Here is a 17,394-nt window from a genome sequence, read left to right on the forward strand (position 1 = left end):
AACGTTAGTTTTAGCACCCATTGTACCGCAAACTCCGCGCGAAAGAAAATGAAACCGGCATGCAAAAAAGCTCTTGAATCATCGCCAGGACAAATCAAGAGCTGATTCGAACGTTAATTCAAAGCCTGCATCAACGCCCGAACCAGGTTGCTCAATAATGATGAAGTATTAATGTCTATCACGCTTCCGTCCGGTTCAATTTTCTTAGTAACAAACGGAACGGAGAGAGTAGCTTCGTCGGATTCAGTTATGTCAAATCACGAGTACCCCGAAGCTCTAGTGATACTTCTTGCAGTATTCGGTTTAAGTCTGTTAAAACCGCACCGATCTCTCGAAGAACTATAGGTGAATTTATTAATGCAAGCTCATTTAAACAAGAAAGTTGAAAGAGCTGTGCTTGCTGTATTTTGTTTCTCAGGATTTCATTATTTTCGGCTGAGAATTGGACTAAGCAATCACCAAATTGAGAAATGCACTCTGACGTCCGTTCCATCGCCTCACAAATTTTAATTTCTTTCCTTCGAAAATCCCCAAATGCATGTAGGTCATTTAAGCTGCGGCGTATGCCTCTTATTTGAACGGTGATCTTTTCTAACTGCTCCATTCCAATGGTAAGCATTTCTAAGCGAGAACCGAATTTAGCAAGAAAAGGGCTATACTTTTGGCTTAGTTTAGCCAATCGAAGTGCTTGAAGACTTTTCTCAGTCTCATTAATGAGTTGTTCGATTATGTCATTATGAATTTGGTCGTTAGCCGTCTCAAACATAACAGTTATTTTCTTTAGAGTTTCTGCAGACAACTTGCTAAGATTCTGCAAAGCACTTTCGGCCTTAGGTATGGCATTAGGTGGGACCATCAATGCATTGATTCCGACTGCCACTGCGCAGCCAACTATCGTTTCAATAATTCTACCGAAGGCATAGCCTTGATTGTGACCAAAAGCTAGAACCAATAATGAACTTACCGCTACCTGGGATGTGATTTGGTAATTCAAACCAAATGAGTTGGATATCACCATTCCAATAAGAATGACGAGAAAGATAGACAAGGCTCCAATATTGATCCAATGTCCGATAATTAGACTGATAGCAACTCCAAATACAATCCCTATGATGCGCTGCAACGCCCTTTCAAGAGAATCAGCAACCGTGACTTGGACGGTTAAAATGGCCGCTAACGGAGCAAAGTACGGGTATTCGTCATGTAAAAATTGGACGGCTAACCACCACGCTATGGCCGAAGCGAGGGCCGTTTTTAAAATCTGAAGTGACAATCCGGCGCCCAGTTGGAATCTCACCTTTATTCAGCCTCCCAAGAAGTCTAAGGAAAACAAGATTCTGCAAAAATTGTAACATTGCTCCCTTGATTTTTCCATCCAAGGATCTTCTCCTCTTTCACCCCTCAGTCCGGGAATAAGGTCTATCCCTCCGTCAGCCGGAATAAATTTAATTTGAATAAATGGTCCGATAATGAGGTGTTGACAGTGAAAATTCATGTTGCCGATACCGGAGAGACCCTTGTCGCGATTGCCCGAAAATATAACCTGCCTATGCAGGAGCTCTACTCGTCCAATCCGCATATCGCCGGACCCGATCTGATCCTTACCGGACAAATCGTAAAGCTTCCCGACTCCTCCTTACGGCCTGATCTCCCTATAACCGTCCCGGTCTGTCCCCCCTTGATTCCCCCAAAAACGATGGACCAATGGGTGCCGCTTACTCCGCTCACGGACATGGAAAAGCACGAATATGACGTTCTTATCATCGGCACCGGAGCCGGAGGCGGGGCGGCGCTTTGGAGATTTTGCGATCGGTTAAGAAAAAGCGGCAAGCGGATCGGTGTTATCGAGCGGGGGAATTTGCTATTGCCAACGCATGCATATAATGTACCAACACTTGGGGATTGGGGGCATATGCTGGAGTATTGGTTAAATCCGAACATATCCAATCTGATCGGAAATTCCCTTCCGCAATTTTCGGGAGCCGTGGAAGTATTCGCGCTCGGAGGTAGGACGCTGTTCTGGTCAGGGACAACGCCGCGCTTCCCCGCGTCGGAATTCGTCCACTGGCCCATTTCATACAAAGAGCTTGAACCCTATTACAACATCGCCGAACAAGCCTTGAAGGTAAGCCGAAGCATGACTGCGTTCAAACAGTATTATTTAAACCGCTTTTGGGAGCAAGGCTTTCCTGAGGCGGAAGCCTCTCCGCAAGCGATCGCCCGCGGCACGACTGACGTCTATTTCAGTTCGATTCAATTGATCGGAGAAGCTTTGCATACACGTCCCTTTGATTTGGCTGTGAATGCCCGAGCGGTGCGAATCATCACAGAACGGGGAAAAGTTGGCGGGATCGAGGTCAGAGGGCCACAGCAAGAATCGGTTTTTCTTCGAGCCAAAAACGTAGTCGTTGCCGCCAGTACGTTCGAAACCCCTCGCCTTTTGCTGTATTCGGGAATTCCGGGCAAAGCCATCGGACATTATTTGATCAATCATACCTTCTTTCGCGTGCATGGAACGACGACGCATCCAGACGGGCGATTGCCCGGGGACGGATTCATGCTGATTCCGCAAACAGAATATCGTCCGTATTTGTTCCAGATTTTGCCTGTGGCTGAGACGGAGGTGGAATTTGATGTTTTCGGCACGGTGGAATCTCGGTATGAGAACTTTCTATATTTGGATCGCAACCGAAGGGATGCTTACGGCGTTCCGGAAATTCAAGTCCGTTTCAGCTACAGTGCGGAAGATATGCGGCTGATCGACGAGACCCGCAAAGCGATCGATAAAGTCGCATCGATCATGCAGATCGAGTTGACCCCGGCCGGCGGCAAGCCCGCAGTGTGTCTTGTACCGCCAGGCGCGGATTATCATGAATCGGGGACGTGCCGCATGGGCGAGGATCCGAATACGTCCGTCGTGGACCGGAACGGTCAGGTTCACGGCATCTCGGGTCTTTATGTTGCCGATAACAGCGTGCTGCCGTCCATCGGTGCGACCAATCCGACGTTGACAACAGCAGCCTTAGCAATCCGAACGGCCGATCATATCATACGAATGCTAGATGGCTAAGCAACGCCGATCGATTTCAAATATTCGAGGCTCATTTGGGCGCTTTCCAGAGGATGCGCGCTTTCATCCTGCTCGACAAAGTAGTACTTTACACCCGTGGCTTTGAGAATACCAAAAATGGAGGGCCAGTCGATCGTGCCGCGGCCAACCTCCGTAAAACCCCCTCCCGTATCCATATCCTTAACATGAATAAGCGGAACCATGCCTTTATAGGCCAAAAGAGTCCCCTTGGGATCGAGTCCTGCTTTTTTCACCCAGTAGAGATCGACCGCCAGCTTCATCACATCGGTTCCTACGGCAGCGAGCAGCTTGTCAATGATTTTATGGCCATCTTTGATCACATACTCGTGTTCGTGAGCATGATATAACAGCTGAATGCCATACTTCTTCATTTCCCTGCCGTACTTTTGTAGGGAAGAAACAAGCTCGGGAAACTTCGATGGATCGTCGAACCTTTCCTTGGGAAAGCCGGTAACAATATACCGCAAACCTAATTTTTGAGCGTAATCGATTTGGTTTTTCAAGTCATGCTCCAAGTCCTCCGGAGAAACGTAAGTGGAAACGGCCGTCAGCCCCAAGGCTTTCAGAGCTTTCTTCAATTCAGCGGCCGGAAGGCCTCCGTAACCGAAAAATTCCACCATTTTATACCCCATATCCGCTATCTTTTTCAATGTACCTAAGAAATCGGTTTGGGCCGCGCTTCGAACCGAGTACATCTGCAGCCCCGGAGCCAATGCAGGCATCTCCCATAATCCCCCGCTCGATCTCTGAAACCTCATCACATGCCCTCCATCCTGGCGAAAAGATCATCACCTTTGCCGAGCTCGTTTATGCTCTTTTGTATGTATATGTATAAACGAGAGGGGTATGACGCGAGATCGAGGGGCCGGTGGACATGGATTAATTCGGGCTTTTTTTAGCAAATATGCTTTTGATGAAGGTGATCAATGTAATAAGAAGAATCGGAAAAACGCTTAATACCGCATTCAGAAGCGGCCAGACATCGGTGACTTTTTCGGCAAATTCCGCTTCATTTTTAAACATGATTAGGGAGTGAAGAAAGGAGATCAGGGCCAGCGGGAAGACCAGCAGCCGATCGTCCTTCAGCTTGAGAAGCTGAGACAGCCCCAAATTCAGAACGTACAGTGCAATGGTCGCTTTCATGTAGGAGCCTGCGATTAATGACATGCCGATGACGGACTCGATCCTTTCCACAATGTCTCCAACACTGATCAAGCGCGCAATCTGAAACAGGGAATACTTCAACTCGCCGGCCAAAGGCCCCATGGCCAATATGGAGCATACGACGGCAGTGGACAAAGCGATACCGCTAATAATCAGAGCCGCAAACATGTAAGCGGTCAAACGATCGTTTTTTTCCTTTCGAACAAATGGAAGAAGCGATGCAAAAATGACCACTTCGGCATAAGGAAAACCGAACGTATAATAAAGCCCATGTAATACCGGTTTGATTCCATCGGGAAAAACGGGAAGGAGATATTCCACCCGATAATTAGGCGAGGCCAATAAGACCACCCAAATGCCAAAGAAGAACATGGAATACAGAAGTAATGTAAACATTCTGGCCATCACTTCAATGCCTGAGCGTACTGTTAGGGAAGCGGTTAAAAGAATTAGAGAATGAATCATATATGAAGGTGTTTCCTTCAACATCGTGCTTTTGAAAAATCCCCCGATATCGATCACGATCCAGGTAGTCATGAGCATCAGATAGATCAGAAAAGGAACGCCGATGACCACACTCAGCCATTTTCCAAGTACTTTCCTGCTGAAATCCATGAAGGTCATGTCAGGATACCGCCGATGCAAATAAAGGATACACCCCAAGAGAAGCATCCCGATCCCGTTGGCCAGAAGCAACGAAACCCAAGCTCCATTTTTCGCCATGCCTGTCAAGGGGGCCGGAATGTTAATGATTGCCGAACCGGTCATGAAGGCCAAAAACAATGTCGCGAGCTGCCAAGAGCTGATCGTTTCTTGTCTATTCATCGAATGTAGGCCTCCTATCCTTTACTTGAGCTTGGCTTACATGGATTATGACGGAACCCTCAAAGAATCAACGATGCTCCTCGCCGGCGCGGTAAAAAAGGTATCGATCAGTTGGGTAAGCATCGGCCACTTCTTGTCCAGCGCGTAGTCCAAACTAAGGTAAACAGCGCCCAGCATGAGAACCCCGTAAGAAAGCCGCTCCCGGAGGCTCACGGTTCCCTTCCATAGTTTGGGACCGTCACAGGCTGCAATGACAATATAGATTATCATCAAAACAAGGATTTTCTCCCACATCATTACGTTCCCCCATCCGGCAGTCCGAAAGCTAGGACCAATTATTTGGGAAGCGGCTTACCGACGTTCATGCCCGTATCTGTTACCGTTACATCAACTGCAATCTCCAATTGACTTCGGGCAAACCTTTCATCCCAATCCTTTTTCCAGCGTTTCCATAAGGACGGATCCTTCCTGTAAATTTGATTTCCGATTCCGATGGCATCCAATTTTTTCTTCTGCAGATGCTCCACAACTTTCTTTATTTCTTGTGTTACTTTTTCTTGAACATGATCCGAAAATTTCTTCTCCTCCTCATTGGTTACGATCGGGGCACAATGAAGCTCCCCTACCGCTCCCTTAATTTTGGTTTTAACACGGATTCGCAGCGAGTTCTCTTCCACCGCCGTAATGAGTTTCGTTTCAACCCTATCGACTTCGAAAGAATCCATCTTCCCTTGTTTGGTCGTCCCTTGGTCATGACAAGGAACTTTAATGATCCCGCCTTCATATTGATCGGTCATCATAAGCAATTCTGCCGACTCTTCAGGGGAAACAATATCCGCCAGTTTCCCCTTCTTTACAATAGCGATCCCCGCTACATTGATGGGCTCCAGTTCATTCTTCATTCGATAGACATATGGGAACCTCGCGATGCCTACTTCACTTTTCATTTGGATCGCCAGCTCCAATAAGTTGGTTTTTACGGTCTTCCCGGAATAGCGTGAGGTGGTTTCCTCCATTTTCCTCAATTGCTGTCCCATTGTATTCTCAATGAACGGCTTCTCATCCAAATAACTGCTCGCCCTCCCCATGGTTATCATGATCGGAAAGGTGGCTCTCGGTTCATGGTCCCGCGAGAAAAACTCCAATATATCTTCGATATTGTTGGTTTTTGCCACCTGCTCGCTGATAAGAATCACCCGCATATGATCGAATTTCGCTTTGCGGCCTAAATAAGTGGCAATATCACGGATGGCATCGAAGATCGTATCTCCTGTCGTTCGAATATTGATCGGTCCTTTTTCTTTTACCGGTGCCGTTCCTCCTTCACCCCCCCCGGCCGGTTTATAAAAATGTGATGTCAGCTCAATTTTCCCATCCTCGGTTTGATCTATCGCGATCGCCTGGACAAATCCGAATTCGATCAGCTCGAATTTATCCCAGCACCCGGACAGCACGAATAAGAAAAAAATAGTCAGCCATTTCGCCATCGACCATTTCATCGTAAAACCTTCTCTCTCGGGTGCAATAAGTCATGTTAGTTCCGCGGCACCTTATGCATATGCCGATTTCGTGGAGAACGGAGTAATAGTTTTAAGGGCGCCCGGATAACTACATCGAGCAATAGCCGGTAACTCAGCGGCGCTGCCGGACTTAAATAAGGCTGTCCCATGGAACGCAAGCCCGAAAGGTGAAGCAGCACGAGCAGGAAACCAATCATCAGCCCAAACCCTCCAAGCGAGGCCGCAAGCACCATGAGCGGAAACCGCAAAATGCGAAGAGAGACAGCCATACTATATTGCGGCAGCGAAAATGAAGCGATCCCCGTCAGGGAGACGACAATGACCATCGCGGGTGAGGCGATCTTCGCCTGTATGGCCGCTTGGCCGATCACAAGCGCGCCGACGATGCTGACGGCAGAGCCGACCGGCCGCGGCAATCGTATACCGGCTTCCCTCATCAGCTCGAAGAAAAATTCCATCAGCAGCGCCTCTACAAAAGCCGGAAACGGTATCCCTTCCCGTGTGTCCAAAATAGCCAGCAGCAGCACGGTGGGAATCAATTCGGAGTGAAAGGTCGATAAGGCAATATACATACTAGGAAGAGACAGCGCCACCACGAAAGCGAAAATGCGGAGCAGACGGATCAATGACGAATACGCCGCTCTTTGATAGTAATCCTCGCTTGTTTGGAAAAACTCGAGAAAAAGGCCGGGGCAGATCATGATCGATGGTGTTCCTGAAACAAGGACGATGATTTTTCCATCCAATAAGGACGCAGCGGCGACATCCGGGCGCTCGGTATATCGAAATTGCGGAAACACGGAATACGTCGAGTCTTCAATTAGCTCCTCAATATAGGACGTTTCCAATATTTCCTCATGTTTAACAGTCGCGATTCTTTTTTTAAATTCCGCCAACGTTTCCGGATTTACCGCACCGTTTAAATATCCGAAGGAGATTTGGGTTTTCGTTTTGTCCCCAGCTTTGAACGATTCGAGCTTGAAATCACTGCTCTTCACGCGCAACCGGATCAGCCCGATATTTTTTTGCAGATTTTCAACCGCGCTCTCGTGCGGCCCTATAACCACGGGTTCATTAATCGATTCGCTCACCTGCCGCGTTTCGACCCCACCCGCAAAATAGCTAAGCGCTTTTTTCCAATGGTTAAAAAAAATGACAACATGCCCGTCCAAAATGTGATCGACGGCTGTATCCAATTGGTCGACAAGCTGAGCTTTTTCAGTAGATACTCCGGAACTTTCAAAGAAATCAATGATTTGTTCTACATTAATCATCGTCGCCGGCCCTACTTCATGCGTAACCAGATCCTGAAGTGATGCTTTCATGAAGTTAACATGCTTTGTTTGCGTTAAGGTATTGAAATAAATGGAAAACGCCGTATGTTCTAGCTCAGGGCCATATCTCCACTGATAGATGACGACATCCTGGCAATCGGCAAACATCTTCTCCATCTTCTGCAGGTTCTCTGATAAATTTTCTGATATCGGGTTTACCGGCTGTTCAATGGTCTTTGCCGTACCGCCAGCATGCAGCGAGTGCTTGGACGATTTTAACAAGTCAATCCATTTCATCGGAAATCCCTTCTTAAACGATGATGGGAAATGTAATTATTTCCACATAGTATAACAATGGAGTTAGAAAAAAATTCATAGCTTAGTTATTTGTAGCTAAATAAATGAAAATAAACGCCTTGGCACCATTCGTGAACGGTTGGAAGATCATCCCCGCACCGCCCCCCATGACGATCAAGCTAGAATCTGCCGAAATGAGACTTAGCGGAAATGAAGGATTGATGGGTTAGCTCAGTGATGGTTGCTTCAGTCGTGTCCAAAAAAGAAATCATAAAGACGCATAAGCGGGTCAGGACGTGAAAATCGATGTCCTGGCCCGCCTATGCGTCTTTATTGCTGCACCGCGTACTTCTCTCTCATCGACTGCATCGAGATTTTCACCGTGTGATTTAGCGGCAGCCGGTCCTCTTTATCCATCGTCCACTTAAAAAGCCCGCTCCATCGCGGAACGGGCTCACCCAGCATTGTTAATTTCAGCGAATTTCCACGCCCTTTTTCAGTAATTTCAAGTTACCGTTTGAATTATCTATAATGGGCAGCACTCTTAAGGTGCTTTCCATCGTAGAATGACAGATGGGACAAGTCGGCGTATACTCAAATGCGAAATTATCCCGCATCCAGCCCTTGCAGGCTTCTTTAGAACAAGACCATATCTTGGTTTGTTCCTGCGGTAAATCCTCCATCGATTTTTTACGATAATACATGGACAGTCCCTCCCAAATAAAAAAAGCAGCTGTCCTCAACTCAGCGAATTAAGGGCAGCTGCTTTATCTTTTTCTTACAACTTTACAACATTCTCAGCTTGCGGTCCGCGATTGCCTTGAACGATGTTAAATTCAACGCGTTGTCCTTCGTCAAGCGATTTGAAGCCGTCACCGACGATTGCACTGAAGTGTACGAATACATCGTTGCCACCTTCAACCTCGATGAAACCAAAACCCTTTTCTGCGTTAAACCATTTCACTGTACCTGTTTCCATTTGAATACCCCCAAATTTTAATTAATATGCAATTTTATTCTAAAAAATAAAAATTCACACATTAATAAAGGTTCCATCGCACAAATGAACACCCTTTTAATATGTGAATAACAAGGTCTCAGTTATATGATTAATAGTATCTTAACACACTTGATCTCGAAAAACAATAGTCTATAACAGCCATGGCAATTTGCAAATACCTCAACTCGCTTCACTGAGTTTATTATAGTAAAATGATGTCTCTGCTACATTAATGATTATGGGGTGTTTGAATGTCGATTAATTTCACTAAAGCCATTGTCGATCAGCTACAACGAGAAATTGCTGACATAGAAAGCAAAAGCATGAATGTGAAGACCAAAAAAGAAAAAGCTCAATCCAAAATTAATCAATTGCAAAGAGACATCAAATTAAGTCAATCGCACAGCGATTTAAGCAGCAAAATGACCCGAATAAATAAATTAAACGAAGAAATCAAAAAGCTTGATCGTATTCAAGCTGATCTCTCTAAGCAGTTAGTTACGAAGAAAGCATCGCTAAAACAGCATCTAGCCAAAAAGTCCCTCCACGGGGAAACGAACGGTTAGTGGGGAGATTTTAGTCATGGATTTAACATTTTACATTGAACAGAAATAGCCCCTCATTGTAAAGTGAGCTTACAAGGAGGGGTTGGGATGGTTCGAAAGCTAGTACGCGCCTATCAATGGAGGAAGCTGCGCCTTCGCGTTTGGGAGAAACGACTGCTTAAGCAGCTGGAGCGGCTCTCTCTTCGGTATGCACCTGGCATACCGTGCACGCTTCGGGTTACGTCAGGGCCATTCTATGGCGGGGCGGTCATTCTGGATCGAGCTCATCAGCGAGCGAAAATTTTCATTCATATTCCATCCGATCGCTATATGACAACCGATGAACGCCAAGTGCTGTCCCGCTATCCGATCCGGAAAACTGCGCTGCCCTATTTTATTCTGTTTCACGAATTTTTTCATCTGGCAGATACTTTAGAGCTTCTACTTCACAAGGACAGGGGCAGCAAGCTCCAAGCCTATCAACGCCAGCTAAAAGAAGCCGCTCAAACGTCCCCAAACTACCGCAGCCTTCAGGTGGAGCAGCTCGCGGATGATTTCGCCTATGAGCAGTATTTACTGCAGTGCCGCAAGGCCGGTTAAACCGAAGCCGCCGTCGCCCATTCCAATTTCTTAGCCTTTTCTTTAATATAATCCGCCGTCCGGAGCGCCAGCGACATGACCGTATTCGTAGGATTTCCGGCACCCGATGTGACAAAAATACTCGCATCGCAAATAAACAGGTTGGGGATGTCGTGCGTTTGACCATACGAATTCACGACCGAGGTTTCCGGATCCTTCCCCATCCGACAGCCACCCATCATATGAGCGGTATCTGGGATGACGAATTCGACCTCGCCTCCCGCCGCCTCCAGGATGGAGCTCATGGTGCCCACCGCATGATCGATGAGCTTCCGGTCGTTATCGCCGTAGCTGAACGATACTTTGGCCCGCGGCAGCCCGTACTCGTCCTTTTCGTCAGATAGCGTGACCCGGTTCGCCTCACTTGGCAATACCTCTCCGACCAAGGTGATTCTCCCATAGTAATTGTAATCCAGCATAGCCTCCCGGAATCGGTCCCCCCAGATCGGTCCGCCTTGCGCCTTGGACAGGCCGCTGCCAAAGCCCACCGGTCTGGCTCCATGCGCATGCAGCGTGTACCCGCGGACAAAATCGTGATTCGGATTGGTCCGATAAAAATCCTGCGTCGTCGCCAGTACGGGGGTCCCTTTGTACAGCCGGATTTCCTCTTTGAATTTGGCATAGACGTCCTGGCTGCTGTGCACCATAATCGATTTGCCGACCATGCCGCTGCGGTTGGCCAGCCCGTTCGAAAACTGAGCGTTCGCAGAATTGAGCAGCAGCCTCGGCGTTTCCACGACAAAAGCTGATAAAATGACCAGCTTCGCTTTTTGCTCATACGTGATTCCATCGTGGACGAACGTGACTCCCTTGGCCCGGCCGTCTTTGCCCATCAGCACCTGCGTCACCATACAGTCGGCCAGCACTTCGGCTCCGGCTTGGATCGCTTTGGGGATATGCACGATCAAGGTGCTGAATTTCGCGTCCGGCATGCAGCCTTGATTGCAAAATCCCCGGTTAATGCACGGTGGACGTCCCTCGAACGGCGCGGACAGAATCGCAAGCGGAGCTACGGACGAACGAATCCCCAGCTTTTCGCAGCCATTCATAAACATGTAGGCGTTCGGGCTAAGCGGCTCCCGCTCGGGATAGGGATAAGGCCCATGATAATTTCCCCAAGGAAAATGCTTCGGACCGGAGACGGCAATTTCTTTCTCGATTCGAGAATAGTAGGGCTCCAAATCCGTGTAGTCGATAGGCCAATCGTCTCCTACGCCATCCATCGATTTCGCTTTGAAATCCGCTTGGTGGAAGCGCAGGAACACGGCTGTAAAATGGACCGTCCCCCCTCCAATCCCCCGTCCGGAATTATTGTGCCCCATCTCCAATGGATCGCTGCCGTCTACAATCCGCGTATCCTGCCAGCCCAGATTTTTCATGGACAGCTCGTCGCTGGCGAAATCCTTCTGCGGATCGCGGAACGGTCCGGCCTCCAACACGACCACACTCATCCCGGCTTCGCTTAATTCCTTGGCCAGCACACCGCCTGCAGCCCCTGCACCTACGATCACGACATCCACTTCTTCGTCTGCGTATTTGCGTTGTATCATCGTTCCCGCTGCGCCTCCCATGGATCCAGCTGACCTAGCTCCGTACGTACATAGCCTCGCGGATAGGCGGGACCGCCGTATCCGATCTCGGACCATATTTTCGGATGCGAGCAATACGATTCCACGGTTAAGCTCATCAGCTTTTTAAAAAAGTCTTGTTGGGGAATCGGGCCCCATATGTGCCGAGGCTCGGCCTTCGCATCGCTAATCTGCTGTAAATATTGCTGTTGCTCGCCCTGTTCCAGCTTTAGAAAAGAGGAGGCCGACTGGATATGAGAGCCCTGTTCCATCGCGGCCAGCCCTGATCTTACTAGCTCTGGGGCCTGAGGGACGCCGACTTTTCTCTGGCTCTCCCCCGGCGATTGATGCAACGTTTGATCGATGTGATCGACAATGAAGTCCAATACCTCCGGCCTTTCATCGTCGACGAGAAGCGAACAGACCCGTCTCAAAAGCTCCGTTTCAGCAGGGGTCAGAAACTTGAAGCTATTCTTCATTTCCAGCCGGGAGGTGACGATGGATTGGGTGTGATCATCCCACTCGTCCTGTTCGTTCATCACATTGAAGGAGGGATAATGGGTTTCTTTTGGCATACGATCACCACACCTTCCAGTAAATCGCTATCAAGCCAAGTGCACTGAGAGCCGAGAACATTAACGGAAGCGTGACAGGAGGACCAATGAGAAAGTTTCGCAGCGCCCAGCCGCCAACCCGAATCCCCACGCCGCGAAAATGGAAGTAAAAGCCGATCAAACCGTCAACCACGCCGAGCCACATCAACACCATAAACAAGGTGCGCAGCCAAGGCGCGTTATTCCACGTTAAAATCAAGCCTACCAGCAGGAACACGGGAGCTGAAATGACGGGTACCCACATCGCTTTCGAGATAAAATTTTGCCGGTAATGAAACATAGCCACTTGAATGCCGATCATGAGAAAAGCCACGCTGACAAACAAGATGAGCATTCGATCGATGGACCACATAGCCCAGTTCATAAGGGACGGACCTCTTTTCCACATGCAGTATAGTCGTTTCAAATTATTTCTCCGTCAGCCCGAAAATATTCCAGAATATCCATCCTCAGTAATAAACCGAAACCAGGATTGACATACTACGTGGAAAAGAAACTAGGAGTGCCAAGATGTTACAAAAGAACATCGCTTCGCCCCCTCCCTGCTGCACTGTGGCGGAACTCATTTTGGAGCAGCTTCGCCTACTGGGTGTGGAACGAATTTATGGTGTCGTCGGGGATGCGGTCTTTGGATTGCTGGATGCGATTGCGAAGCAAGAAAGGATATCCTTCATAGCGGTAAAACATGAATCCGTGGCGGCTTTGATGGCCTCTGCAGAGGCGAAGCTTACCGGTCGGCTTGGGGTTTGCATCGCTCAGATGGGGCCGGGATTAGCCAATCTCATCAACGGCTTGGGGGACGCCTACCTGGATCAAGCCCCGGTGCTCGCGATCACCGGACAAGCACCGCTGAATAAAATCGGCAGCTTTTATAAGCAATATATCGATCAACAGCAATTGCTCCAGGCGCTATCTTCCTACAGTCAGCTGATCGTGCATCCGGACGCAGCGGTCAACGCCCTGAAGCAGGCCGTATGCACTTCCCTTGTACAGCGCACGGTATCGCACTTGTCCATCCCAACCGATTTATTTGCGATGCCCACCGCTGCACGTCCATTTGAGCCGCCTCAGCGATCCGTTCAAACTCCCAGCACGGAGCAGCTGCAAGCCGTTCTGCAGGTCTTAGCTTCTGCGAAGCAGCCAATGATTCTTGTCGGCAAGGAAGCCCGATCGGCGCGTGAATCGATCCCGACCTTGGCCGAGCGATGGGGCGGCGGGATTGCTATTAGCTATGGTGCAGCAGGCGTCATTCCTGATACGAACCCTTGGATGGTGGGAGGGCTTAGTGAGGGCGGAAACCCTTTCTTGAGTGAATTGTTTCAAAAAGCGGATGTGGTGCTCGCAGTGGAAACGTCTTGGTGGCCGGCAAGCGATGTTCCGCGTTCCGCTCGTGTCATTCAGCTTGCCAAGCATCAGGCACACCTCGGACATGGAGTTCCTGCGGACATTGAGGTTGTCGGCGATCCGGCGAGCCTCATTCCCCGGCTGATCGAGGGACTTGGGTCACATCATGTACCCAACCAAGCTTGGCTGAAACAGGTGCAGCAATGCAAACAGGCGTGGTCGGTGCAAAACGACGTGGAGCGAAATCACTCGTCCTCACCCCTGCACCCCGCGAGCGTTATTCAGTTGATCGAGCAGCAGATCGACGAGGATGCCATTGTTGCCTTAGATGAAGGGGATGTCACCCTTTGGTTTTTGAGGAATTTTCGGGCGGCGGGTCAAACGATGCTGCTCTCCGAGCGGTGGAGAACGATGGGATTCGGTCTGCCTGCGGCTCTGGTCGCCCAATTATGCTCACCGAACCAGCAGGTCATTTGTATTACCGGCGACGGCGGCTTAGGGATGGTTCTGGCCGACTTGCTGACCGCCAAGCGCTATAAGCTGCCGATCACGGTGATTGTGTTTAATAACGGTACGCTTCAAATGGAGAGGGACAAAATGTTCATGAAGGGGCTGCAGCCTGAGGGGACGGAGCTGACCAATCCCGATTTCGCGAAGGTTGCGGAAGCTTGCGGGTGGACAGCCTTTACTATTAGCAGTGCCCAGCAATTAAGCGAAGCCTTACAGCAATCGCGGTCCAGCCGTGAGCCGGTGCTGCTGGATGTGTCTGTAGCCCGGATTCCACACCCGGATTTTAAACCATCGCCATAAACGGAAAAGGAGAACCCCTCATGTCAGCCACAACAACGCAGCAGCCAAGTGTAACGCCAGCTTTAATGCCTCCGGTTCCACCGTACCCTTCTCAGCATCAGGATCGGCAGCCGGGCATCGAATCGCTGATGAATCCGCTCCCTTTATTCGATAATCCGAACTATAAAGCCAGCGGGAGACTGAAGGATAAAGTGGCCATCATTACCGGGGGAGATAGCGGCCAAGGGAGGGCCATTGCCATCGCTTATGCGAAGGAGGGCGCGGATGTCGCGATCGTCTATTTGAATGAGCATACCGATGCGGAGGAAACGAAGCAGCTGGTGGAGCAAAAAGGCCGCCGGTGTCTGTCGATCGCAGGAGATATCGGAACCGAGGCCTTTTGCCGGCAGGTCGTGGAGCAAACGATGAGGACGTTCGGTAAACTGGATATTCTGGTTAACAATGCCGCAGAGCAGCATGTTCAGCACAGCTTGAGTGACATCACGTCGGAGCAAATGGAAAAAACGTTCCGGACGAATTTTTTCTCCATCTTCTATTTGACTAAAGCCGCTTTGCCGCATATGCAGACCGGCAGCACCATAATTAATGCGGCATCGCTGACCGCCTACGAAGGCAACGAGCAATTGATCGACTATTCTGCGACCAAAGGAGCTATCGTAGCCTTCACGCGGTCCTTGTCCAAGTCGCTGGCCGGCCAAGGCATTCGGGTCAATGGCGTCGTCCCGGGGACGATCTGGACCCCGCTCATTCCCGCTTCCTTCCCCGCGGATCAAGTAGCGCAATGGGGGGCCAAAACACCGATGAAACGTGCAGGGCAGCCCTACGAGATTGCACCTGCTTACGTTTATTTAGCCTCGGATGACTCTTCTTATGTATCCGGACAATTCATCCATATCACCGGCGGTGTGGTCACGAATGGCTAGGATTAGGATTGGTAGGCGCCTGCCAAATATCCGGCGATATAAGCGGCCTGCAAGCCTCGAACTTCCTCCGTAAAATGCACATGGTCGCAATATGCGGCTTCACCGAACACCCGAGTGAACGAGTAGAGATCCACCATGGGAATACCATGTGCAGACATGATTTCGTCCGCTGCCGAGTTATAGGCTACGACATCCTCGTGAAACCGGTGAAACGACCTGTTTTTGCTGTTATGGATCGCCTCTACCGCATCGGTCGTGCGGATCCAGTGGATGGCTTGTGCCATTTCCCGGGCAATACGCACGATCTCTGCAAGATGGTCCCGATACTTCGGCAGTGGGATTTGCTTTTCACCTGTGACCGGATTCGTCTTCATATCGTGCAGTCCGCAGTTGACCATCAGCAGGTCATACTTAACTCCTTTATCGCGTTCCGATTTCAAGTAGTCCAGAACCATTCCGCTATCGCCGCCATTGGCTCCGACCGGATTGTCCAAATCGGCCAACGCCTGCGCTTCTCCCCGCTTGCGGTCATAGTGGAATCGGTTTTCCACCAGCTTTTTCAAGTAGGGTCCATATTGAATCGAGATACTATCGCCTACAATAAAAAGACTTCTCATGCTTTACCTTCCTCTCGTTGGGATTCCTAAATCGGCTGCACCTAATGGTGAAGTCACGGCGTCCGGATAGTAGCGCTGTACCATTTGCAAACCGAGCATCGCCCGGCGCACGCGTTCCCGGCAGAGCGCGACATTGGTCGCTTCCAGGTGCATCCCGGAAGGATAGACGTCCGGATGATTGCGCAGCCCAAACTTAATGTACACCGGCGCCAAGACGCGGATAAATTCGGCAATCTCATAATGACGGATAAAGCCGCCGAAATTATCGGGCACCTCTACGTACAAATCGATCGGAATATCGATCGTCTGACGGATCGCCGCCAGCTTAGGAAGGGTCAAGGCGGTCGGTACATTATAGGTATCGGCCCCTAAGTCCTGCATGATTTTAACGGAAACCGGGTTCGCCGCCATCATCTGTACGGAGCATTTGATGACAAAATCCGATGGAAGGACACCCTTGGCCTTCATTTCCTTCGTTAACAGCAGCAGTCCCTCGTCCCCGACCAGAGCACCCCGTACGCCAAGATGGGCCGCACGCTTCAGATCCTCAATCGCGTAGACGAGCTGGTCCGCCCCCTCATGCCGGATGCCTAGCGCCTTCCCCGCCGTGGTCAGCGGAAGCGCGCTAATATCCCAAGTGCCGCGCGGGCCGACAAACAAGCTCAGCTCCATGCCGCGACCTTCGCACATGTCCACCATCTCGAGGATCTCATCGTCCGTTAACAGCATGATGCCGCTGCCTTGAGATACGCGATGCACCGTCAATCCGTACCGGTCGATCTCCTCAAGCGTTGCCGCTAGTGCGCGCGGACCTTCTACACTCGGGAGCTCCACGCGGTACTGTGCTCCGTCGGGAAACCGTTTCGTGGAGGTCGGCAGATCGTATAGATCCCCGCCCGGGTACCCTAAAGCTTCTAGAAAATCTCTTGTTTCTTTCATGACAGCATCCTCCATCTTAATCCTTGGATATGATTAATCAGCTTGAAGCCCGCCTTTAAGCATTAAGTATAAAGGATTATGAGCGCAGCGTGATATCGCTTACATTATTAAATATTTTTATCGGCTTTCCCATTCGCTGCCTTTCCTATCAATGGAAAAAACCAAAGAGCTAGGCGGACGGTTCTCGCTCTAGCACTTTGGTTTCTTTGTGTCTTTCTTAGGGA

The 17,394-nt window shown here is 49.6% G+C and carries 19 protein-coding genes; 5 read left to right on the forward strand and 14 right to left on the reverse strand.

The window, feature by feature from the left end; all coding sequences use genetic code 11:
* Window positions 1-247 precede the first annotated feature (247 nt).
* Window positions 248-1,297, reverse strand: a complete 1,050-nt coding sequence (locus FPZ49_RS04590; RefSeq protein ID WP_186445614.1) for an FUSC family protein — start codon at window positions 1,295-1,297, stop codon at window positions 248-250.
* A gap of 186 nt (window positions 1,298-1,483) precedes the next feature.
* On the opposite strand from FPZ49_RS04590, the gene FPZ49_RS04595 reads away from it, so the two are divergent.
* The gene (locus tag FPZ49_RS04595) at window positions 1,484-3,070 is read left to right on the forward strand and encodes a GMC oxidoreductase (RefSeq protein ID WP_144843847.1); all 1,587 of its coding nucleotides are present in this window, start codon (window positions 1,484-1,486) and stop codon (window positions 3,068-3,070) included.
* On the opposite strand, the gene FPZ49_RS04600 is transcribed toward FPZ49_RS04595, so the two are convergent.
* From FPZ49_RS04600 to FPZ49_RS04630, 8 genes are all read right to left on the reverse strand, one after another.
* Window positions 3,067-3,849 (reverse strand): sugar phosphate isomerase/epimerase family protein, encoded by a 783-nt coding sequence (locus FPZ49_RS04600; RefSeq protein ID WP_144843850.1) that lies wholly within the window; start codon window positions 3,847-3,849, stop codon window positions 3,067-3,069. The two genes, FPZ49_RS04595 and FPZ49_RS04600, sit on opposite strands and share 4 nt — an antisense overlap.
* A gap of 121 nt (window positions 3,850-3,970) precedes the next feature.
* The gene (locus tag FPZ49_RS04605) at window positions 3,971-5,080 is read right to left on the reverse strand and encodes a GerAB/ArcD/ProY family transporter (protein WP_144843852.1); all 1,110 of its coding nucleotides are present in this window, start codon (window positions 5,078-5,080) and stop codon (window positions 3,971-3,973) included.
* Window positions 5,081-5,125: 45 nt separating this feature from the next.
* Entirely contained in the window at window positions 5,126-5,353 is a 228-nt protein-coding gene (locus FPZ49_RS04610) for a hypothetical protein (protein WP_144843855.1), read from the reverse strand.
* 62 nt (window positions 5,354-5,415) lie between these two features.
* Window positions 5,416-6,579 carry a Ger(x)C family spore germination protein gene (locus FPZ49_RS04615; protein ID WP_144843858.1) on the reverse strand — a complete coding sequence of 388 codons (1,164 nt, stop codon included), beginning with the start codon at window positions 6,577-6,579 and terminating at the stop codon, window positions 5,416-5,418.
* A gap of 35 nt (window positions 6,580-6,614) precedes the next feature.
* Window positions 6,615-8,171 (reverse strand): spore germination protein, encoded by a 1,557-nt coding sequence (locus FPZ49_RS04620; protein WP_144843861.1) that lies wholly within the window; start codon window positions 8,169-8,171, stop codon window positions 6,615-6,617.
* A gap of 330 nt (window positions 8,172-8,501) precedes the next feature.
* Window positions 8,502-8,636 (reverse strand): hypothetical protein, encoded by a 135-nt coding sequence (locus tag FPZ49_RS36650; protein ID WP_261381245.1) that lies wholly within the window; start codon window positions 8,634-8,636, stop codon window positions 8,502-8,504.
* Between the two features lie 8 nt (window positions 8,637-8,644).
* Window positions 8,645-8,875, reverse strand: coding sequence for a cold-shock protein (locus tag FPZ49_RS04625; RefSeq protein WP_144843864.1), 231 nt, complete (start codon window positions 8,873-8,875; stop codon window positions 8,645-8,647).
* A gap of 74 nt (window positions 8,876-8,949) precedes the next feature.
* On the reverse strand, window positions 8,950-9,150 hold the full coding sequence (locus FPZ49_RS04630; protein ID WP_144843867.1) for a cold-shock protein: 201 nt from the start codon (window positions 9,148-9,150) through the stop codon (window positions 8,950-8,952).
* A 272-nt stretch (window positions 9,151-9,422) separates the two neighbouring features.
* On the opposite strand from FPZ49_RS04630, the gene FPZ49_RS04635 reads away from it, so the two are divergent.
* Both FPZ49_RS04635 and FPZ49_RS04640 read left to right on the forward strand, forming a co-directional pair.
* Complete coding sequence (locus FPZ49_RS04635) at window positions 9,423-9,737, forward strand: hypothetical protein (RefSeq protein ID WP_144843870.1); 315 nt, start codon at window positions 9,423-9,425, stop codon at window positions 9,735-9,737.
* Window positions 9,738-9,824: 87 nt separating this feature from the next.
* Window positions 9,825-10,316, forward strand: a complete 492-nt coding sequence (locus tag FPZ49_RS04640; RefSeq protein ID WP_144843873.1) for a hypothetical protein — start codon at window positions 9,825-9,827, stop codon at window positions 10,314-10,316.
* On the opposite strand, the gene FPZ49_RS04645 is transcribed toward FPZ49_RS04640, so the two are convergent.
* The 3 genes from FPZ49_RS04645 to FPZ49_RS04655 are packed head-to-tail and all read right to left on the reverse strand — an operon-like array spanning window position 10,313 to window position 12,901.
* On the reverse strand, window positions 10,313-11,905 hold the full coding sequence (locus FPZ49_RS04645) for a GMC family oxidoreductase (RefSeq protein WP_144843876.1): 1,593 nt from the start codon (window positions 11,903-11,905) through the stop codon (window positions 10,313-10,315). The two genes, FPZ49_RS04640 and FPZ49_RS04645, sit on opposite strands and share 4 nt — an antisense overlap.
* Window positions 11,902-12,498, reverse strand: coding sequence for a gluconate 2-dehydrogenase subunit 3 family protein (locus FPZ49_RS04650; RefSeq protein WP_144843879.1), 597 nt, complete (start codon window positions 12,496-12,498; stop codon window positions 11,902-11,904). Before FPZ49_RS04650 ends, FPZ49_RS04645 begins: the two co-directional genes overlap by 4 nt.
* 4 nt (window positions 12,499-12,502) lie before the next feature.
* Window positions 12,503-12,901 carry a hypothetical protein gene (locus tag FPZ49_RS04655; protein ID WP_144843881.1) on the reverse strand — a complete coding sequence of 133 codons (399 nt, stop codon included), beginning with the start codon at window positions 12,899-12,901 and terminating at the stop codon, window positions 12,503-12,505.
* Between the two features lie 146 nt (window positions 12,902-13,047).
* Here FPZ49_RS04655 and FPZ49_RS04660 point away from each other — a divergent pair, with 146 nt between their 5' ends.
* Both FPZ49_RS04660 and FPZ49_RS04665 read left to right on the forward strand, forming a co-directional pair.
* Complete coding sequence (locus FPZ49_RS04660; protein WP_144843884.1) at window positions 13,048-14,691, forward strand: thiamine pyrophosphate-binding protein; 1,644 nt, start codon at window positions 13,048-13,050, stop codon at window positions 14,689-14,691.
* 65 nt (window positions 14,692-14,756) lie between these two features.
* Window positions 14,757-15,614: an SDR family oxidoreductase gene (locus tag FPZ49_RS04665; protein WP_144844157.1), complete on the forward strand. Its 858-nt coding sequence runs from the start codon at window positions 14,757-14,759 to the stop codon at window positions 15,612-15,614.
* 2 nt (window positions 15,615-15,616) lie between these two features.
* Here FPZ49_RS04665 and FPZ49_RS04670 read toward each other — a convergent pair whose 3' ends face one another.
* Together FPZ49_RS04670 and FPZ49_RS04675 are read right to left on the reverse strand one after the other, a co-directional pair.
* Entirely contained in the window at window positions 15,617-16,231 is a 615-nt protein-coding gene (locus FPZ49_RS04670; protein ID WP_144843887.1) for an SGNH/GDSL hydrolase family protein, read from the reverse strand.
* A 3-nt stretch (window positions 16,232-16,234) separates the two neighbouring features.
* Entirely contained in the window at window positions 16,235-17,170 is a 936-nt protein-coding gene (locus tag FPZ49_RS04675; protein WP_144843890.1) for a U32 family peptidase, read from the reverse strand.
* Window positions 17,171-17,394 lie beyond the last annotated feature (224 nt).

This window comes from Paenibacillus cremeus (assembly GCF_007786445.1).
Classification (GTDB): Bacteria; Bacillota; Bacilli; order Paenibacillales; family NBRC-103111; genus Paenibacillus_G; species Paenibacillus_G cremeus.